At 36.9% G+C, this 21,563-nt stretch carries 15 protein-coding genes; 5 read left to right on the top strand and 10 right to left on the bottom strand.

Going from position 1 to position 21,563, the window contains the following annotated elements; genetic code table 11:
- Nucleotide 1 precedes the first annotated feature (1 nt).
- The 8 genes from Rain11_RS05105 to Rain11_RS05070 all read right to left on the bottom strand — a co-directional run bounded on the left by Rain11_RS05105 (nt 2) and on the right by Rain11_RS05070 (nt 10,614).
- Nucleotides 2-3,013, bottom strand: coding sequence for an ATP-binding cassette domain-containing protein (locus Rain11_RS05105; protein WP_101358268.1), 3,012 nt, complete (start codon nt 3,011-3,013; stop codon nt 2-4).
- Between the two features lie 49 nt (nt 3,014-3,062).
- The gene (locus Rain11_RS05100; RefSeq protein ID WP_101358267.1) at nt 3,063-3,584 is read right to left on the bottom strand and encodes a hypothetical protein; all 522 of its coding nucleotides are present in this window, start codon (nt 3,582-3,584) and stop codon (nt 3,063-3,065) included.
- 134 nt (nt 3,585-3,718) lie between these two features.
- The gene (murB, locus tag Rain11_RS05095; RefSeq protein ID WP_101358266.1) at nt 3,719-4,732 is read right to left on the bottom strand and encodes a UDP-N-acetylmuramate dehydrogenase; all 1,014 of its coding nucleotides are present in this window, start codon (nt 4,730-4,732) and stop codon (nt 3,719-3,721) included.
- A 2-nt stretch (nt 4,733-4,734) separates the two neighbouring features.
- The gene (chrA, locus tag Rain11_RS05090; protein ID WP_101358265.1) at nt 4,735-5,943 is read right to left on the bottom strand and encodes a chromate efflux transporter; all 1,209 of its coding nucleotides are present in this window, start codon (nt 5,941-5,943) and stop codon (nt 4,735-4,737) included.
- 8 nt (nt 5,944-5,951) lie between these two features.
- Entirely contained in the window at nt 5,952-6,683 is a 732-nt protein-coding gene (locus tag Rain11_RS05085) for a hypothetical protein (protein WP_101358264.1), read from the bottom strand.
- An 87-nt stretch (nt 6,684-6,770) separates the two neighbouring features.
- Nucleotides 6,771-8,444 carry an ArnT family glycosyltransferase gene (locus Rain11_RS05080; RefSeq protein WP_101358263.1) on the bottom strand — a complete coding sequence of 558 codons (1,674 nt, stop codon included), beginning with the start codon at nt 8,442-8,444 and terminating at the stop codon, nt 6,771-6,773.
- A gap of 4 nt (nt 8,445-8,448) precedes the next feature.
- Nucleotides 8,449-10,170, bottom strand: coding sequence for an AAA family ATPase (locus Rain11_RS05075; protein ID WP_101358262.1), 1,722 nt, complete (start codon nt 10,168-10,170; stop codon nt 8,449-8,451).
- 3 nt (nt 10,171-10,173) lie between these two features.
- Nucleotides 10,174-10,614: a Fur family transcriptional regulator gene (locus tag Rain11_RS05070; RefSeq protein WP_243390546.1), complete on the bottom strand. Its 441-nt coding sequence runs from the start codon at nt 10,612-10,614 to the stop codon at nt 10,174-10,176.
- Between the two features lie 102 nt (nt 10,615-10,716).
- On the opposite strand from Rain11_RS05070, the gene Rain11_RS05065 reads away from it, so the two are divergent.
- The 5 genes from Rain11_RS05065 (at nt 10,717) to Rain11_RS05045 (ending at nt 18,742) form a co-directional block, all read left to right on the top strand.
- On the top strand, nt 10,717-11,415 hold the full coding sequence (locus Rain11_RS05065; RefSeq protein ID WP_101358260.1) for a porin family protein: 699 nt from the start codon (nt 10,717-10,719) through the stop codon (nt 11,413-11,415).
- Nucleotides 11,416-11,439: 24 nt separating this feature from the next.
- On the top strand, nt 11,440-12,642 hold the full coding sequence (trpB, locus tag Rain11_RS05060; protein WP_101358259.1) for a tryptophan synthase subunit beta: 1,203 nt from the start codon (nt 11,440-11,442) through the stop codon (nt 12,640-12,642).
- A gap of 76 nt (nt 12,643-12,718) precedes the next feature.
- Nucleotides 12,719-14,263 carry a 2,3-bisphosphoglycerate-independent phosphoglycerate mutase gene (gene gpmI / locus Rain11_RS05055; RefSeq protein ID WP_101358258.1) on the top strand — a complete coding sequence of 515 codons (1,545 nt, stop codon included), beginning with the start codon at nt 12,719-12,721 and terminating at the stop codon, nt 14,261-14,263.
- Between the two features lie 297 nt (nt 14,264-14,560).
- Nucleotides 14,561-16,270, top strand: a complete 1,710-nt coding sequence (locus Rain11_RS05050) for a GEVED domain-containing protein (protein WP_101358257.1) — start codon at nt 14,561-14,563, stop codon at nt 16,268-16,270.
- Between the two features lie 192 nt (nt 16,271-16,462).
- A complete protein-coding gene (locus tag Rain11_RS05045; RefSeq protein WP_243390545.1) occupies nt 16,463-18,742 on the top strand; it encodes a TonB-dependent receptor in 2,280 nt (759 codons plus the stop codon).
- 223 nt (nt 18,743-18,965) lie between these two features.
- Here the strand turns inward: Rain11_RS05045 and Rain11_RS05040 are convergent, their stop codons facing one another.
- Together Rain11_RS05040 and Rain11_RS05035 are read right to left on the bottom strand one after the other, a co-directional pair.
- Nucleotides 18,966-19,805 carry a helix-turn-helix transcriptional regulator gene (locus Rain11_RS05040; protein WP_101358255.1) on the bottom strand — a complete coding sequence of 280 codons (840 nt, stop codon included), beginning with the start codon at nt 19,803-19,805 and terminating at the stop codon, nt 18,966-18,968.
- A gap of 470 nt (nt 19,806-20,275) precedes the next feature.
- On the bottom strand, nt 20,276-21,163 hold the full coding sequence (locus tag Rain11_RS05035) for an N-acetylmuramoyl-L-alanine amidase (protein WP_101358254.1): 888 nt from the start codon (nt 21,161-21,163) through the stop codon (nt 20,276-20,278).
- Nucleotides 21,164-21,563: the final 400 nt, after the last annotated feature.

Here is a 21,563-nt window from a genome sequence, read left to right as displayed (position 1 = left end):
ATCAGTTTTTTTGTTTGTGTTGCAACTTACCTATTGTGTTCGTTACGTATTCTAAAAAGTTCCTGAAAACATTGAAATAAAGCGTTACAAAAAATACTCCGCTCATCAACCAAATAATGACTACATTGAAATAAGGTGTATCCGCAAATTGTCCCATAAAATGTTTTTGGGGTGCAAAAAAATGCGTTCTGAAATCAAAAGAGTGGTTAGGCTCTGGGTTTTGAAAGATAGGATAAATTTTTTGAATAAGCCTACTCCCATCTGTAATAATTCTTTCAGGTGTTTCTACCGCCTTGACAAGTTTTTCAATCGCTTCGTTATGATAATAGTTTTTCATCGCAAGGAAGTTTTTACGTTCTGCTTCATTTTTGGTAAGTGAGGCAATCAATTTGTCTTTCTGCTCGCTATATTCATTGTAAGAAAGAATATAAAACTTTTTGATTTTCTGCAAATGTTCTTTAAGACTATGATATTTTTCTTTCAAAGCGGGCAAATCTAATCTTTCAGGGTTGTCCCAAACAATACCTGTCAGTTTATTTTGTTTTTGTAATTCATTTTTTAGCACCACCAAATTTTCTTTGGCTTCATCTTTCAATGAGTCAGCAGATTGAAAGTTGAAAGCATTATCCAATTTAGTTTCCAATTCGGGAACATAAAGCACCTTGTGGTATTCGGCTTGGGCAATTTTTTGGTCGTAAGGGTAAAAATCTCGCTCAAAACGATTGTTCTTAAACTGCCCTACCACAAGAGCCTCAAAAGCCCAACGCGAAGCCATAAATTCAGCAAGCAGAGGTACTTTTCGGTTTGAGCCAAGCACTGGATTGATTTCATTGAAACGCACTACAATACCTCCTAAAAGCAATTGCGGTATCAGAAGCAAAGGAATAAGTATGTAAATAGTAACTACTGAATTAAACGTTGCCGAAATATTTAATCCCAGCATATTGGCAAAGCAAGCCGTGCTAAAAAGCACAAGCCAATACATTGTGTTCATTCCTTCTATGCCTAAAATCCAGTTACCAATTAACACAAAACTTAACATCTGAATAGCAGAAAACGAAAACATCAGTATCACTTTGGAAATAAGGTAGCTCATTCGGCTTAAATGTAAAAAACGCTCTCTTTTACGAATTTTAGCATCTTTGATAATCTCTTCGGCACTCACCGAAAGCCCCACAAAAAGAGCCACAATCACCGACATAAAAATATAGGCAGGTAAATTGTTGTTTTTGGCAAAAATATAAGTGCCATCGGAAACTTGGTAAAACCGCACAATGAAAGCCAGAATAAGAGCTAAAAGAGGTGCTTCCAGCAAATTGATAACCATATATTGCGTATTGCTGAGCTTTGAAAGCACATCTCTCGTCAAGTATACCTGCATTTGCTTAAAAAAAGGTGCAACTTTGAAATGTATCGTAGGTTTTTCGGTTTGAGTAGCAATTTGTGGCGGTGGAATGTGTTTTTCGTAAAATTCGTGCCACTTCCGAGGGGTCATTTTGCGTTTATCGGTCAATGAGCCATATTCATTGACCATTTTGGTTTCAATGATATTAAAAATTTGTTCAGGATTTACATTTCCACACTCACCGCACATATTCTTATTTTTATCTACAAAACCTGCAATGTCCTTGAAATACGTTATAGCCTCCAAAGGATTTCCATAATAAATTGGATAGCCTCCTACATCAAGAATCAGCAGTTTATCAAACATTTTGAAAATATCAGAAGATGGCTGATGAATGACAATAAAAATCAGTTTTCCACGCAGAGCAAGTTCTTTGAAAAGTACCATAATATTTTCTGAATCTCTTGAAGAAAGCCCCGAAGTAGGCTCATCAACAAAAAGAATATACGGCTCTCGCAATAGCTCCAAAGCTACATTTACCCGCTTTCTCTGCCCCCCACTAATGGTTTTTTGCAAGGGATTACCAACTTTAAGGTCTTGAATTTCCAAAATGCCCAAACTTTTAAGGGTTTTCTGTACAAGTTCATCAAGTTCTTGTTCAGAAGCATCGCTTATACTCAATTTTGCCGCATAATACAAATTTTGATACACGGTGAGTTCCTCAATAAGTAAATCATCTTGAGGCACATAGCCGATAAGCCCTGCGGTAGCCTCTTTATTTTCGTGTATATCAATGCTATTGATAAGTACCTTACCTTGTGTTGGTTTCAGCGTACCATTAAGTACATTAAGCAACGTAGATTTTCCCGAACCACTCGCTCCCATCAGCCCAATGAGTTGCCCCGCTCCTTCGGCAAGGCTGATACCTCGCAAACCTATACGCCCATTAGCAAATTTGTACCAAATGTCCTGTGCTTCAAAAGAAATTTTGACCTCATTCGTTTCGCTCAAAAACAACCCTACCACATCGCTATAATACACGGGCTTAATGTTTTCATTTCTAATGCTACTTCCCACTGGAAAGGGATAAACGTGATGATCTTTGATAGGTAAAGAGTTGAGATACAGGTCTGTTTTGCCCACATATTTCAGCAGGTACATTTCGGCACTGGGAATGCGTAAAATGCCAATAGCCCCTTCCAAGTTTTTCCGATAAATGTGCTTGTATTTCCTTTCAGCTTTTTCTAATCCGTCTATCCAAATAATATTGCTGTGAGTATTACTTTCACTAAAATCTTCTAAAATAAAATGACGCAAAAGTTCGTATTCAGTAGTCTCAAGATAAAAATATTCACTAATTTTTTGGGAAAACTTTTGCTCTCGCTCCGAAGCTAACCCATCGGCAATGCTCAATTCTAAAAGATATGCCAAAATAATAATTTTCTGATTTTTGGTAAGCTCGCTATTGAGTTGCTCGCAAATTTCACGAGGATTGAGCTTTACTGCGGCGTAGTTATCAAAAATAGCGATATATTTGGCAACAATCTCCTCATCAAAATTTTCTTCTAAAAACTTGTGAATAATTTGCTTTTCTTCATCAGTTACGCCATCTATCTGAGCCGAAGCCGCAAGCAGTTGAATAATAGCTCGTAAAACTTTTTCACTCATAGCTTTTTTGCGTTAGAACTTAAAAAAATGCCCAAAATTCATAATAGCTTTATTTTCTTCTCAAAACGGCTCTTTGTAAAACCTGCGAAGGATAAAATACTACTTCGGGGATTTTTTGTTCGGGCAAATTACCTGTTTTTTGGGCATTATTTTTAGGATAAAATAGAATTTCAAACCAAATTTCTCTTTTCTGCAAGCGATAAGTACCTACAAGCAAATTGTTTTCTACCTCAAAAGTGCTTACAAAAAGATTTTTCCATAGTTTCATTTCCATTTTTATTCCATTTTGCTCATCAAGCATAAAAACACCTTTTTCAGAATTGAGAGCATACAGGATATAATTACGTGGCTCCTGATTGTATATGATTTTCCATACAAATTTTTGTGCTGAATCAGTAGGTAAGATATGCAGTTCCATTGGGATACTTTGGGGCTTTTCAGTTTTGGTACTCCAAATTTCTAAATTACCTTTCCAAACGCCTTGCCATTCTTTAAGCAAGGTATTTTTTTGAGCAAAAATTGGTAAAGAAATAATAACTGAAAACACGAAAAGAAATAATAAGCGATACATAAAAAGCGTTTTATTTTGAAAAACGCTTTCAATTTACAAAATATGCTTGAAAAACAAGAAAGTGAGTATTTTTTTATACAATTGTTTAAGCTCTAAAACAGAAAAAGTTTGAGGTTTAGCCTCCAAACATCTAATTAGTAGATATTCACTTCGGTTTGCAGAACAATCCCAAACTTATCTTCTATGCTTTTTTTAATTTTTTGAGCAAGTTCCCAAATTTCTTTGCCTTGTGCGTTTCCTTTGTTGATAAGCACCAGAGCCTGTCTATGATGTACGCCTGCATTTCCTTCGTGATAGCCTTTCCAGCCTGCTTGCTCAATGAGCCAAGCGGCAGGTACTTTGTAAGTGTTTTCGTCGAGTGGGTAAGCAGGCAAGTTCGGATAATCACGTTTCAGATACTCATAGTGCATTTTTGAAATATATGGATTTTTGAAAAAACTACCTGCATTGCCTATTTCAGCAGGATTGGGAAGTTTTTCGGTACGAATTTTTCGTACTGCCTCACTAATGCTTTTAATAGAAGGTTCAATACGATGCTCTTTGAGAAACTTCTCAACATCAGCATAGGAAAAATGTAGTTTATGCTTTTTGGAAAGCCTCAAAACTACTGACAAAATAATATATTGATTTTTGAACTTATTTTTGAAAACACTTTCACGATACCCAAATTCACAATGTTTTTTATCAAAACGATGTACTTCCCCCGTAGCCAGATGAAAAGCCTCTAAATACTCAAAAACATCTTGTAACTCAACACCATAAGCCCCGATATTTTGCATAGGTGCCGCCCCTACGGTACCGGGTATGAGTGTCAAGTTTTCAATACCACCCCAATTGTTAGCAACACAATACTCTACAAGCGTATTCCAGTTTTCACCTGCTTGCACTTTCAGCCAAACGTTTTCGCTATCTTCTCTGATAATCTCCTTGCCTAAAAGGCTGACTTTCAAAACTATTCCTTCAAAGTCTTGGGTAAAAAGTACATTGCTTCCTCCTCCTAAAATCAGCAAAGGCAAATTATTTGTTTTTTGCCAATGTACAGCATCACAAATTTCGTGAATATGCCAACATTCTACAAAATAACGAGCCTTTACATCAATAGCAAAAGTATTGTAAGATTTGAGCGAAACATTTTCCAAAATATTCATAATCAGAGCAAATAACCGAGTATTAAACCTACAATGACAATAATAGGTGGCGGAATTTTAGTAAAATGTAAAATTAAAAAAGTTCCAATGACTACGCCAATATCTAAAAAAATTTCATTGATAGCGTTTTGTTCAAAGATAGCCTGCCCCATCAAAATTACCGCTACAAATACCAAGCCAACACTTACGGCGTGTATGCCTTCCAAAGCGGCACGCACAGGACGATATTTTTTCAGTTCGTCCCAAAATTGCATTACAAAAAAAATCAGCAATGTACCCGGCATAAAAACTCCAAAACTTGCCAAAAATGCCCCTAAAACCTGCCCCCAAACACCAAAATCTCGCATTGCCATTGCCCCAATAAAAGCCGAAAAAGCAAACGTAGGACCCGGTAGAATTTGATTGAAATTGTACCCCAAATCAAACTCCTCACGTGTGATAAGTTTTTTGATATACACAAATTCTGTAAGCATCAAAGGCACAAGCACCTGTCCCCCACCAAAAATAATAGAGCCTGTTCGGTAAAAGTTTTCTGCCAAACGAAACGGCAAACCAAAACTATAACGACGTGTGAATTCGCTCAAAAAAGTTAAAATAGCAAAAACTAAAACAAAATATGTAAAATTTCGCCAACGTATTTGGAACTTTTTATCTTGAATTTTTGGATATTTTTCAAAATTACGCATAGTTATTACCCCTCCAAAGATGATAAGCAAAGGTAAAAACCATTGCGAGTGATAAAAATAAGCCACTATGGTTGAAAAAACCACTAAAAAGGCTGAAATTTTGCTTTGTATTACTTTGGGGGCTATTTGCCAAGCCGCTGAAAAAATAAAACCTACCGCAATAGCTTGTGTAAAACGAGCAAAAGAAAAATCTACTTGTTGTTGTTCTAAATACGTAATAAAAATGGCGGCAAGAGTCATTATTAGTAAAGAAGGGAAAACCCAAATCACAAGTGTTAGGTAAGCAAGCCCTACCCCGCCTAAACGATACGCTATACCTGTAATGGTTTGCGTGGAAGTGGGACCTGGTAAAATCTGACACAACGCATAAATTTCAAGCAAGGCACTTTCGGAAAGGTAGCCTCTTTTTTCGCAAAAAATACGAATAAAATGTGCTAAATGAGCCTGCGGACCGCCAAATGATGTCCAAGACATTACAAAAATCTCACGCAAAAAAATCAGGTATCGTATTTTGCGAAATTCCATTTATAGCATCAGTGAGTATTGGTGAGCTTTTTGAACTCCTCACGAGTAAGCATTTTATCCATACGCGTATCCAAATGCTGATAACGCTCTTTAAACATATTTTCCATTTCTTTGATACGATGCGAAGTTGTTTTGGCTACCAAATACGCATATCCCACACTGACAAAAGCTATCAGAATAGAAAGAATGGCAATTATCCAAAGTCCTGTATTGCTACTAGTTTCGGGAGGAGGAAGTTTTTGGTTTTCAGCAGGTATAATCATTTCCTCAACTTCTCCTGTGTTTGTATTGCCTTTGCTGTCATTCGTCTGTACTCCCTCATCAGTAGCTATAATACCCAAAGTTTTATCCAAAGAAGCAGAGAGCGAGTCTAAGCCTGTTTTCCATTTCGCCTGAAAATCAGCAGATTTGCTAATACGAGGAGCTAAACTACGAAGTTCTTTCCAAATATCTTTCTTGAACTGCTTAATTTTCTCCTCATCACTACTTAAATTTGAATAGGCTTTATTCTTGTAAGCAGAAATAATATTTTTAGAAGCCCTTGATGAATTGGGAATAGTTTTTTCCAAAGTTTGCAAAGTAGAGCAATCTATTTTTCTTGCTATATCTATTTTTCCTTGCTGTATGTGATTAAAACGAACTGCCTGACAAAGAATTTCTAATTTTGCTTTTTCAAAAGGAATTTGGGCAAAAAGAGGAAAATTTAGCAAAAGAAGCACAAAAGTTATTATTCTGAGCATATATTTTTCTGATTTTTAAGCCAAAAACCACCGCAAAGCTAAAATTTTATTTGCCAAATTCAAATGAATAGTGATGTTATTTTTCATTTAATCCTCACTGCGAGGTGGTTCATGGGCTTCTCTCTTGAAAAAAGCAAAACCTCCTTTTTGGTAAAGCATAGTAATGTGTGGATACGTTTGCTGAAACCTATGAAGCTCGTCAGTTTTTACAACGAAATAAGCATCTTTATCAATATTACCATTCAACAGCCACTCGGTATTTTCCTGATAAGTTTCTTTTTGATAAAAATTAGGGTTTTGGTAGCGAGGATACTGAAAATAAAAATAATGAGCATAACTTTTGAACCAAACGGTAGTTACATAACTATTCGGGCTCTCTCGGCGAAGCATTTTGTAAAACTCAATGGCAGGGGCTTGTGAGTATTGCTCAATCAATGGTACAACTATTGCCAAGTAAGTAGTTATTACCAATGTAGAAGCCCCAAAAAGTGTTATAGAAGCCTTTGCTACCTGCTTTTTTATTTTCCATACAGCCCAAAATACAGCTACACCATACAGAAAACCTATCAAAAATTCCCAACCGCCCCATTTTACAGGTGTTTTCAGGCAATCCACAGCAAAAGTATCATCAATATAAGCATAGAAATTTTCCTTGTAATAAGCAAATAGTGGTAAAGCCGTAAGAATAAGAGCAAAAATGCCCCCTAATACTCCTAAAAACCATTCAAAACGTTTGGGAATTGAATTTTGAACAACAAATTGTGTGATTGCCCTTGCGGCAAAAAAAGATAGCGGAAAATATGCCATAGAGGAGTAATGTACAATTTTTGTTTTTACAATAGAAAACAAAATCATTACTACCCAAAACAAAAACAGCATTTTTTTATGAAAAACAGGGCTTTCATCTTTTGGATTTTTACGAAAACCCCACAGAGCAAATACAGACATCGGAAAGCAACCCAAAAAAACTACTACAAAATGATAAAAGAAAGGCTGTTCGTGTCCTGCGTCAGGTGTAGAAAATAAACGAATTTGGTACTCTATGAACATTTTGAAAAACCACCAACCTCCTCGCCATAGCTCTACTGCAAACCAAGCAGAGGAAACCAAAGCCGTAGCCAAAGCATACAAAACTACCACTTGCCAAGTAGCTATTTTGCGAAAACGCTCACTTATCCAAAATGCTAAAAATGTTAGTAAAATTAGCAAAAACCCTACGGGTCCTTTGGTAAGCACCGCTAAACCTGTAAAAATACCTGCTAAAATAGCTTTACGATTACTTGGGTTTTCAATGGTTTCTGCAAGATAATACACCCCTAAAAAAATAAAATAATTGAACACGGGGTCAATAATGCCCGATTTGAAGTACATAAAAGGCAAAAAGCTCCCTAAATACGCCATAGCCCACCAAAACCCCATTTGCAAAGAGTATTTGCGTGTGCCTATACGCAAAAATGTAAGTAGCGTAATCACTCCAAAAATAGCATTAGGCAGGCGTGCCGCAAAGGCATTTATGCCAAAAATGCTCATAGAAACACTTTGCAACCAAAAAAAGAGTGGTGGTTTTTCCCAAAAAGGACGATAATTGATTTGTACTTGCGTAAAATTGCCTGTAACAAGCATTTCGCGAGCCGATTCGGCAAAATTCACTTCGTCCCAATCAAAAAGATGAACACTTCCCAAAAAAGTTGTAAAAAAAAGTAATCCTGCTAATAGGAAAAAAAATTGGTATAAGCGATATTGTGTATTACTAACATTCATAAGTCTAATTTTTTACTTCTTCTACAAAAATTTCATCTTTTACTACCACTACGGCAAGCAGATGCAGTTGTTCTTTGCTTTTTAGCAAAGTATCTTGCTGATAGTAGTGCAAAATTTGCTCTTTGGCTTCTTGCATAGTGCTTTGAAGTAAATGGGTCTCCTCTTTTTTGAGATATTTCAGTTCAATAGCAAACTGATGATGCTTGAAAGGATTATTGGGTCTGATAAAAAACTCTAAATCCACATACCCGCCCCCGCTGATTTCTCGCTCAATTTGCACCCAAAAAATATTAGACTGAATGAAATACGCCATCAGCACCATTTTGATATGCTTTTCATCAAAGCGAATAAAATCGCGATTGGAAAGATGTTGTAAAAGTTTCTGCAAAAGCTCAAATACTTTGCTATAATCTCCACTGATAGCCATTCTGGAAACGGCTATTTGCACTTCGTCGCGGATATTGTGCAAATTAGTGTATTTCTGCAAAATAAAGGCATAATATTGCCAGTACAAATCTGCAATTACTTTGTTAGGCACTTTGTAAGCCACCAAACCACTTGGAAAAGCCTCTTGGAAAGTCAGATTGCCAAGATAGTAGAGAAAATTCACAAACTCCTTTTTACCGAAGCCCGTTTCAAAGTTGAATTGATAAATTTCTTCACTTTCCACGAATCCATTTTCTAAAACCTCCTCTAATACTTTTATATTTTCTTGCCAATTAGCGACTTCAAACATTGCTTTGAGCTTTCCATAGTCGGGGGCAATGTTGGGGTCAAGCATTTGGCGAGGGTATTGTTGTTGTTGTTTGAAGTGGTCAAGGAAATACAAAACCATATCAGAATTGTAAATATTTTCTTGGCTTGAAGGGTAAAACCTGTATCCGTTGTAATACCGCCTCATATCATTCAAAACAGCTTCTTCTTGCCTTTTATCTTGAAGGACAAGCCCAAGCAAGTTTCTGACTTCACTTTCAGTGAAACCCATCATTGCCTCAAAGTCTTTTTCGTGGGTTAAGTGTCTTACGATATTAAAGCCACTGGTGAGGCTATCTAATGTAATAGGTGAAACGCCCGTGATAAAAAATCTATCTACGACGCCTTGTTGTGTGGCATTTTTGATAGCTTCGTAAAACTTACGAACATAGCCATTCAGGGAAACGCTTTCTTTGAATTCTTGCAAATCACGGATTAAAATTTCATTGGTAAAATGGTCGTATTCGTCTATGAGCAGGTAGATAGGTTCTTTGTAAAAAGCGGCATATTTTCTAAAAAAATGACTTAGAATTTCACTTGTTTCTGAATGATTTAGAATTTCTTGTTGCAAGGTTCTATCAAAGAGAGCATACTTGATAAAAAACTCTTCTAATGCTGATTTGATGTTAGAAATAAATCCTGCCCGACTTTTTTCTTCTGTTTCAGTATTGATGCCACTAAAATTAAAAAACAAAATCCGATAAGAATTAGCCAATGAAGTAGGATTTTTGCCGATATAGTATTTGCCGAAAAGCTCTTGAAATTTTTCTTTTCGGTTCATATCGTAATAATGTTCTAAAAGCGAAACAAACAAACTTTTCCCAAAACGGCGAGGACGCAAGAAAGATACAAATTTTGTTTTGTATTTTTCTAAAAGTTCTATGAAAGGAGTTTTATCTACAAATTCATAGCCTTGTGTTACAAGTTGCTCAAAATTACTAATGCCATAAGGGAAAAATACTTCTGTTTGCATATTTTATTTTTGAGAACATAAATTGCACGAACCTTGTATGAGTAGATTAAACTCTTTGGCTATAAAACCTTGGGGAAGCAGAATGGTAGGAATAATAGTATTGTCTAAACATTGTGTTTTTCCGCAGTCATAGCATTTGAAATGAACGTGATTGTGATGATGTTCTTGGGTGGAACAATGATGAGGCGAGCATAAAGCATATTTAGGCGTACCTTCATCATCTAAAACTTTATGAATAATCCCTTTTTCTAAAAAAGTTTTGAGTGTTCGGTAAAGTGTAACTCTATCAAAGGTAGGTACTAAAATTTCTTCTAAATCGTTATGACTAATGGCAAAGTTTTTGCTAATAAAGATGGATAAAGTTTCTAAACGGCAATCAGTTTGACGTAAGTGATGTTTGGTAAGAATATCCGCAACATAATCTTTCATAATCTTAGATAGCATAGTAAATTTACAAATAAATTTTGCTCAAATGTAGCATTTTTTGCAACTTTGAACAATTTTTCAAAGTTAAATGTTCCAAGTAAAACCAAAACTTCATTTCTTATGAAAAAGTATATTTGTGTTTTTATTGCTATTCTCTTTATACAGAGTAGTATTTTTGCCCAACTTCGCATAGGGGTGCGTGGGGGCTTGCAACTTGCCGATATGCGTAACCAACCCGACGACCGAACAGGTTTAGATGACGAAACTAAAATGCGTTTGGGGTATCAATTAGGACTGGTGTTTGATTATTCCCTCAATAATGTTATTTTCTTTCAACCTGCCATACAAATCAATAGTAAGGGTTCAAAAGTGGTAGAAACTAATAACATCTTAAATACCAAATACACTTTCCAAAATAGTCCTTTGTATGTTGATGTACCACTACTTTTAGGATTGCGTTTTGGCTTGAAAGGACTTAAAGTTTTTGGTATGGGTGGCCCTTATTTGGCTTATGGCGTTGGCGGGAAAAATTATAGCCGTTTGGATACTCCGTTAGGTTATACGGAAAGTGAAACTGCAATTCGTTGGGGAAATACTACTACTCTTTCTGCCCCCAAAGATTTACGTCCTTTTGATTTGGGCTTGGTAGTTTCAGCAGGGGTAGAACTTACAAATCTTCAAATAGGATTGCATTATACGCCTAGTTTTACGAATATTGCCCCCGATGGCTCAGGCAGAAAACTCTACAATACCGTAATAGGTATCAATGCCACTCTGCTTTTTGGAGGAGGTGGAGGTGGCGTAGCCAGATTTTTATGATGAAATTCAAACATAATCTATTCAATGGTTGAAAAAATTTCTATCCAAAAAAGTCCAACGTTGCAAGGCTACTACGGCAATTTCGGGGGTGCATATATCCCCGAAATGCTTTATCCAAATGTGGCAGAATTGGAAAGTGTTTATTTGCAAATCATTCAATCAGAGGCTTTTCAGCAAGAATTTTGGGATTTGCTTCGCAATTATGTGGGCAGACCCTCTCCGCTTTATTTTGCCAAACGCCTTTCAGAAAAATACAAAACGCAAATTTTTCTCAAAAGAGAAGACCTCAACCATACAGGTTCGCACAAAATCAATAATACTATTGGGCAAATTCTACTTGCCAAACATTTAGGTAAAAAACGCATCATTGCCGAAACAGGAGCAGGACAACACGGCGTAGCAACAGCTACCGTCTGTGCCTTAATGGGCTTAGAGTGCATCGTGTATATGGGCGAAATAGATATGGAACGCCAAAAGCCCAACGTAGAACGTATGAAACTACTAGGAGCAACAGTACGCCCTGCTACTTCGGGAAGTAAAACGCTCAAAGATGCCACTAATGAAGCTATTCGCGATTGGATAAATAATCCTGTTGATACTCACTACATTATTGGTTCAGTGGTAGGACCGCACCCCTACCCCGATATGGTGGCTCGCTTTCAGTCGGTTATTTCCGAAGAAATACAGAAACAACTACAAGAACAAATTGGCAGAAACTATCCTGATTACGTACTTGCTTGCGTAGGAGGTGGTAGCAATGCGGCGGGTAGTTTTTATCATTTTATAGAAAATCCCAAAGTGAAGCTCATTGCTTTGGAAGCGGCAGGCAAAGGCATACATTCGGGACACTCGGCGGCAACCACAGCCCTTGGAAAAATGGGTATCATTCACGGCAGTAAAACACTTCTGATGCAAAATGAAGACGGGCAAATCATTGAACCATACTCTATTTCGGCAGGCTTAGATTACCCAGGCATCGGACCACTGCACGCCTATTTGTTTGATAGCTACAGAGCAGAGTATCACGCTATTACAGACGAGGAGGCTATGCAAGCAGGCTTTATGCTTGCTCAAACCGAAGGCATAATCCCTGCTATTGAAACGGCTCACGCCTTTGCTTATTTAGAAAAGTTAAATGCTAAACCCAATGAAATAGTGGTGATTTGTCTTTCAGGACGAGGCGACAAAGATTTAGCCACTTATATTCAATGGAAAAACAAACAATAAGAATGTATTGAACAAAAAATCAATTTTTCAATAAGCACTTTCACAACAAAAATTTGCAAAGAACTCCTAATCAATTATGCAAAACAGCAAAGTTTTACTTATAATCCTTGATGGTTGGGGAATAGCTCAAAATCCCCAAGTTTCAGCCATAGACCAAGCCCATACACCTTTCATAGATAGTCTTTATCAAAAATATCCACACACGCAGCTTGAGGCATCAGGGCTTGCCGTAGGGCTTCCCGAAGGGCAAATGGGAAATTCCGAAGTTGGACACATCAATATCGGTGCAGGACGCATCGTGTATCAAGATTTAGTAAAAATCAGCCTTGCTTTTGAAAAAGGCGAAATGCACCGAAATCCTATCCTTACGCAAGCCTTTGAGTATGCCGAAAAAAATCAAAAAAATATCCATCTGATAGGTTTAGTTTCCGATGGCGGTGTTCATTCTCATATCAATCATTTGAAAGGCATTTGCCAAATTGCCCACGAAAGAAACTTTCAAAATGTTTTCATTCACGCCTTTACCGATGGGAGAGATACTGACCCACAATCTGGTATTAAGTTTTTGGAAAATTTACAAAATTTCACACAAAAAACAACAGGTAAAATCAGTTCAGTTGTGGGTAGATATTACGCAATGGATAGAGATAAACGTTGGGAAAGAGTAAAATTCGCCTACGACCTACTTACCCAAGGAATAGGCAAAAATACTGAAAACTTGCAGGAAGCAATTTTGCAATCTTACGAGCAAGGTATTACAGATGAATTTTTGAAGCCTATCAAACTATACGAGAATGGCAAGCCTTTACCTAATATTGAGCCAAATGATGTGGTGATTTGTTTTAATTTTCGTACCGATAGAGGCAGACAAATTACGCAGGCTCTCACGCAAACCGATTTCCCCGAATACCAAATGTATAAAATGCCTTTGCATTATATTACACTTACCAATTACGATGATACTTTTCAGAATGTAAAAGTAATTTTTGAGAAAGACAATTTGCAAAACACTCTTGGTGAAGTACTTTCCAAAGCAGGAAAAAAACAAATTCGCATTGCTGAAACTGAAAAATATCCCCACGTAACTTTCTTTTTTTCAGGCGGTAGAGAGGAGGTCTTTGAAGGTGAAAAGCGTATTTTATGCCCTTCGCCCAAAGTAGCTACCTACGATTTGAAACCCGAAATGAGTGCTTATGAAATTGCAGAAGCCATTTGCCCTGAATTAGAAAAGCAAGAAGCAGATTTTATTTGTCTAAACTTTGCCAATCCCGATATGGTAGGGCATACAGGGTCTATGCAGGCGGCTATTAAGGCTTGCGAAGCAGTAGATATTTGCACACAAAAAGTTGTAGAAACTGCCTTAAAAAATCATTACACCACACTTATCATTGCCGACCACGGCAATGCAGATTATATGATAAATGAAGATGGCTCTCCTAACACTGCTCACACTACCAATCCTGTACCTTGTATTTTAGTAAGCCAAAATGCTCAAAACTATGAATTTACAGGCAAAGGTATTTTGGCAAATATTGCCCCAACAATTTTAGAGCTAATGAATATTCCTAAGCCCCAAGAAATGAATGAAAATTCCATTTTAGCAAAAAAAGCCAATGCTTAAATTTTTGAAAAACAAGTAAATCCCGAAAATAGCGATTTTCGGGATTTTTTCTTTTTACTTACTTATCCAAATTTTATGTAAGCTGAATACCTTTTCTTAAACTTTTAACAAACAGAAAGTTTTTTCAGACCTACCAAATATTATTTTGAAAATCAGCACTACAAATATCATTTGTAATTTTTTGATATATTTTGAAAAAATTTTTTAACTTTTTTCTTGCATAATTCAAAATCTTGTATTTACTTTGCCCCGCTTAATAAAACAACATTCATCTTTCATTCAAATCATCAAAGAAAAATGAAAAAAATTCTAACCTTCGGTCTTGCCGCATTATTTGCGGGTGCTGTATCTGCTCAACGCGTCTGCCACACTATGCACGTGTGGGAAAAACAAAAACAAGAAAATCCCGAATTAGAACAAAGAATGCACGAAATTGAGCGAGTAACCGAAAACTACTTGCGAAATGGCTCGGCATATCAGAATGCTAATGAAAGAGTAACAGGAGTAGTAACTATCCCCGTAGTAGTACACGTAATCTATAACTCATCAAAACCCCAAGAAAATATCAGCGACGCCCAAATTCAATCACAAATTGCCGTATTGAATGAGGACTTCCGCCGTACTAACCCTGACCACGTGAACGTACCTTCTTTGTTCTCTTCACTAAAAGCCGATACCGAAATTCAGTTCGTATTAGCGACTACCACTCCCACTGGTCAAGCGACTACTGGTATTACTCGTAAAGCCTCTACCCGTACCTCTTGGGGAACTAATGATGATTGCAAGAAACCTTCAGCAGGTGGGGTTGCTCCTTGGGACGCTACCCGCTACTTAAATATTTGGGTTTGTAACATCGGCGGTGGTATTTTGGGTTATGCTCAATTCCCTGGCGGAAGCACTGCTACTGATGGCGTAGTAATTTCTCCTCAATATTTTGGTTCATCTTCCAAAGGTACAGGATTTTATCTTTCTGCACCTTTTGATAAAGGTCGTACAGCTACTCACGAAGTAGGACACTGGCTCAACCTTCGTCATATATGGGGCGATGCAAATTGCGGAAACGACTTTGTAGCTGATACTCCTACTCAACAAACTTCTAACGGCGGTTGCCCTACTTTCCCAAAACCTTCTTGCGGTAACACCAGCGATATGTTTATGAATTATATGGACTACACCGACGACCGCTGTATGTATATGTTTACTCTTGGACAAAAAGACCGTATGCGTGCTACTTTTGAACCCGGCGGAGGACGTTCTGGATTTGTAGGTGGTAGCTCTGGTGGCGGCACTACACCTACTTATTGTGCGTCCAAAGGTAATAGCGTAGCTGATGAATGGATTCAAAGAGTTCAACTCAATACTATCAATAACAATTCTGGTGCCAATGCGGGTTACGGCAATTTCACTTCACAATCTACTAATCTTGTACGTGGAACCGCCTACACCATTACTATTACACCCGGTTGGAGAAGCACTCGCTATGCAGAAGGTTATGCCGTATGGATTGACTACAACCGCGATGGCGATTTCCTTGATGCAGGCGAACAATTATTCACCGTATCTGCTACCACTACAACGCCTATTTCAAGGTCATTCACCGTACCTACTTCTGTAACCACAGGTGCTACACGTATGCGTGTATCAATGAAATACAACGGTGTTCCTACTTCTTGTGAAACGTTTAGTTATGGAGAAGTGGAAGATTACACCGTGAATGTTGTAGCCGCTCGTGAAGATTTGAGTGTTGTACCTACACTTAATGAAGGTTTTGATATTCAAATTTATCCTAACCCTGCCAAAGATGTAGCTCACATTAAACTAGTTGGCTCACAATCTGCTTCTTTGCAAGTATTTGATATGGCAGGTAGAAATGTGTATAATGCAAATATTGATGAAAATGGCGAGCATACTATCCGTTTAGAACAATTTGAGAAAGGTATTTACCTTATCAACTTGCAAACTTCTAACGGCGTAATTGAAAGAAAGAAACTTGTGGTACAAAAATAATTCATATACGTAATTAAGCAGTTTTTATCGCAACACGAGGCAAAGATTTTGCTTCGTGTTGTTTTTTTATGAAAAGCCTTCTATCTTTGAATTTTCAAAAATACTATGAACTTGAAAAAGTCTTTATTTTTTTCTGTCCTATTTATATTTCCAATTTTTCTTTTCGCCCAAAAAGCAACTTTACAGGGTAGAGTGTTCGATGAGTACCAAAAACCCTTGGAAATAGCTATCGTAAGCATACCCTCTTTGGGTATAGGCACAAATACCAATACACAAGGCTTTTATAGCTTACAAATTCCTGCTAATCAGCTTTTACGTATAAAAGTGAGTTATCTGGGTAAAAGTAAGGATACTACTTTGCAAGCATCAGAAAATACTATTCTAGAAATCAACTTTTACCTAAAAGTTACCGAAATTGAAGCGATTAGCGTGTTTGGTAGAAAAAAAGATACTTTACAACGTTTGGAAGTGAGTACTTTTCGCCTTGATGCTAAACGTTTGGAGGCTATGCCTTCGGCTTTTGGTGATTTTAATAAAATTTTAGCCACTCTTGCAGGGGTAGTGAGCAATAATGAACTTTCATCTACTTATTCGGTGCGTGGTGGTAATTTTGATGAAAATTTGGTGTATGTCAATGATATTCAAATCTATCGCCCATTTCTCATAAGAGCAGGACAACAAGAAGGTTTGAGTTTTATCAATCCGAATTTAGCACAAGAGGTAAGTTTTTCATCAGGAGGTTGGCAAGCCAAATACGGTGATAAACTCTCTTCGGTGCTTTCGGTAAATTACCGAAAACCTACTTGCAAGGGTGGCTCACTTACACTGGGCATTCTGAATAATCAGGCTCACGTGGAAGGGCTGAGTAAAAATCAGAAATTTACTTATCTTTTAGGAATTAGACGCAAAAGCTCTCGTTATTTGCTTCGTACTTTGCCCGTAAAAGGTGAATATTTGCCTCAATTCCTTGATTTTCAAGGATATTTTACTTATCAGCTTTCTAAAAAATGGTCGGCAGAACTGCTCACTTCTTATGCTCAAAATCGCTATTTGGTGCGTCCTGCAAGCCAACAAAGCACTTTCGGGACAATCAATAGAGTATTGAGGCTCTTTGTAGCCTTTGAAGGGCAAGAAACTATGAATTACGATATTACTCAAAATGCCCTAAAACTCACTTTTCAGAACGAAAAGTTGAAAAGTAGTTGGATACTCTCGCAAGTTTTTACTACCGAAAGAGAGTATTCAGAAGTAGAAGGGGGGTATCGGCTTTGTGAAATCAATCCAAATTTTGGCACACAAGGATTTAATGAATGCGTGCTTACGGTAGGTATCGGCTCGGAATATTTGCACTTACGCAATCGCTTTCAAGCACAAATCTATGCTCTGGAAAATCGTTCGGTTTATGATTGGAAAGCAAACCATCGCACCGAAGGAGGTTTTCGCATAAGCCACGAAGTCATTGATGATATTCTACAAGAATATAATTTTTTAGATTCTTCGGGCTTTGTGCGTATCAATTATCGCAATTTTGCCAATAATTTCCTTGAAAGTAATCGTTTTTCAGCATTCTTGCAACATCAGTGGGATATTGATATTCGCCAAAGATTGACCGCAGGAGTGCGTCTGACATATTGGGACATCAATCGCGAATGGGTAGCTTCCCCTACTTTGCAGTATGCCTTACGTTCTGCCCGAAAAGATATGATTTGGAAATTTGCCGTAGGAATGTATCAGCAACCGCCTTTCTACCGAGAATTGCGAAGTTTTGAAGGAAATTTGAATTTGGCACTACTTGCTCAAAAATCTTGGCAGGCAATAATAGGTAATGATTGGAATTTTAGAGGGTGGAGTGAAAGAAAATTCAGACTTACAAACGAAATCTATTACAAGTATCTTTGGGACGTTGTGCCGTATGATGTAGATAATGTGCGTTTGCGTTATTATCCTACCAACGAGGCTTTCGCATACGCTTATGGTTGGGATATGCGTATTAGTGGTGAGCTTATCAAAGGTACAGAGTCTTGGTTTTCAATGAGTTTGATGAAAACCGAAGAAAACGTTGCCTTTGATAACAAAGGATTTATTCGGCGTCCTACCGACCAACGTTTTACTTTGGGCGTATATTTGGAAGACTACCTGCCCAACAACCCCACTTGGCGAATGAATTTGAATTTGGTTTGGGGTTCGGGTTTGCCTTTTAATGTACCCAATAATCCTAATTTACGCAATGTTTTTCAAGGAAAATCTTTTCGCAGAGTAGATATAGGTTTTTCTAAATTTGTTGATAAAGTTCGTTTCAAAGGGAAAACACTCTTTCAGTCGCTTTGGATAGGAGCAGATATTTTGAATTTGCTTGCTATCAACAATCCCGTTTCTTACTCTTGGGTAAGCGATTTGAACGGGCAACGCTATGCTATCCCCAATGCCCTCTCGGCAAGATTTCTGAATTTGAGAGTAATTGTGAAATGGTAAAATGCAAAAGTAAAAAATTTGGGGTTTGAAGTTTCACTATGAGAAAGCCCCTATCCCTAAATCCTTTTCCCCAAAGGTGAAAGGGACTTATGCTCGCTCAAATTTTCCCAATTCACTTTTTATTGAGTTTAATTTTCTTACAAGGAAATTTGCAAATCATTTTTGCAATTACAGAATTTTTAGAGGAAAATGTTTATTTCTGATTGCTTCGTTTTTTAAGAACTCAAAGCATTTTTGCTTGTATCTCCTCTTTATTCAATACTCTTACGCTTTCGCCCATTGAGGCAAGTTCCATCGCCAAATCGTAGGTATAATGTACTTTCAAAGAAAACAAAACACCTTCATTAGTTTTTTTGATAATTTTCTGACTATGGTGTAGGGGCAAACTTTCAATATAGGAGGCTTGCTCGTGTGTGAAAAGTAAAAATAACTCTTCAGGCTCTTGTAGTGGGTTTTCGGGCAAAAAAATGCCATAACAATACTGAAATAAATTCGCAGGGTTATCTTTGGGATAAGTAAATTTTTTGGCTTTCAGCCGAAAATTTTGTATTCGGTCTAAAGCGTAAGTTCTGATTTTTTCGTTGTAAAGATTTTTAGCTACTACATACCAACGATTTCTAAATTCTTTGAGCAAATAAGGCTCTATTTCAGTTGTAAAGGCTTCTTCTGCCCAAAAACTTTGATAAGTAATTTCTACTAAAAAACGCTTTATTATAGCTTCGTGAAGTTCTTTGAATATAGCATCAACTTCTTGACGTCTATCAAAAATAATGTAACTTGTGCTTGTATCTTGCTGTGAAATCTGATAAATTTTGGAAGCCTCTAAAAGTTTGTGAGTTGCAGGTAAAAGAGCCGTGCTATCTTGGTCGATTTGATAACCATTTTCTCTTTTATAGTATTTTACTTCAAAGCCCAAAGATTTAATCTCGTTAATATAACGTTGTGTTTGGCGTTCTGATAGGTTTATTTTTTTCGCCAATTCGGGTAATGAAAAATAAACCCCTTTCCGAGAAAGGAGCTCTATTAAGGTTGTTAATATTTCCAAATGTGAAAGGAAAGTCATTTTGCTTTGTAAGTTAAAATAATGTTTTGCGAGTTATCAAATTAAATACCAATGCTTTGTAAAAATATTTTCTTTTTACAGGTTTCCGCAAAGGATACGAAAAAATATAATTGCATTTAAATGAAATCAAGTACCTGTTTATCATATACTTGCATTCACAAAACATTATCTTATGCCATTAACACTGTTCTTTTTGCGGTGAGTTTGAAAAGAGCCATAATACTTTGTGTTTTAGTTTTCACAAAGTTAAAGGCTAATAACGACAAAAAATGTCGCTTTTTTATTTTTTTGAAAAAATTTCTAAGAGAATGAACAAAATGACAAATAGCAAGCGATGATGTCGCTTGTGCTATGTATGAATACACATAAATTTTTTATCATTTCACTTCATTTTCTTGCAACTTTTTTACATTCTTTACTAATAAGGTACGGAAATAGACTTGCGTTCAAATCTATACAAGCCCGTATTCTCATTTCTCGTATGCTACAAGTTCTTTTGCCATTTTTATTAGTTTGAGCTGAGGGCTTACATCTGTTTTCCAAGAAATGTAGCTATTGTGTGTGTAAATGCCTGCCACGCCATTGATAGCATTTTGGCTTAGCTCCCACATATCGCTTTCACGATAGGCAAGAGGAATACCAAAACGCATTGCATTGAGTAGCGTCCAATATTTAAGCGTTTTTATTTCGCTATCGGTATAGATTTCATAGTATTTGTAACCCTTGTAATTGAGAGCGATAGCTTTTTTCTTAGGAATTTCAACATTTGCCCAAGAGTAGAGTTTTTTGTTTTTTTCGGTAAGGCTACCCCAATTACAAATTTCTACGGCTACACTTTGCTGATTTCGGGCAAGGTTATTGAGGTGTTTCATACCGATATGGTGAGCCCAAAAACTTTCGTCATAACCTCTGAAAAGCGTGCCGTCATCAACAATGCCTACGGCAGTAGCTACGTGCATTACGCCATCTTGTCGCCACCAGTCGTACATACCACGGGCATTATCCCAACCCGCCGAATGATGCCAAACAATCTGATTTTTGGGATAGGTTTGTTTGTAATAATGCCCTGCAAAATTCTGCAATTCTACAATATTAAGAAGTTTTTGATAGAGGGCGTTGTAAGTCATTAGCCCTGCCAAGCCGTCTTGGGCAAGTTTTTGGCTTTTCTGAAAATCCCGAATGCTCTTAAAGCCCAATTCTGCAAGCAAATTCATCAGAATATTGCGGCGAGGTGTTTTTTGGTTTTCTGAAATGATTTCCATACGAAAATAAAGTTTAGTGAATGTGATGAGGCTATCGGTGCGGAGGGTGTAGGTTTCTTCTACGCTTTTCTTATTTTTGCTTCTCGTAATGCTCATCTATTTCTTGTAAAATTTGATATACAGTTTCCATATTTCCCTCCAAATATCTCCGATACCAGAAAGAGTATAGCCAAGAGTGATAATCTGCATATGGATATTCGGGCTTCTTTAATTTATAGCTGAACCTATTTGTATAAAAATAGATTTTTACATTTATATTCTTTTGATTTATCATCTTAAAGGTTTCAGTGTAATTCTGTGTTTTTATAAAGGAATACGAGTCTTTTAAATCTCTTTTCAGTCCTCCGACAAAATTTTTAGTTTGAAAAAGTAAAAAAAGAGCCATATAATTGTTGAGAGAAAAAACAAAGTTTATATGGCTCACACACAAGGGAAAGCTTTACGCAAAGGTAATGAAATGTTAGCTGTTTTGCAAAAATATTTATCAGATTGGCAT

It is taken from the genome of Raineya orbicola (assembly GCF_002843425.1).
Lineage (GTDB): Bacteria > Bacteroidota > Bacteroidia > Cytophagales > Thermonemataceae > Raineya > Raineya orbicola.
This window is presented reverse-complemented; position numbering and strand designations above follow the sequence as displayed.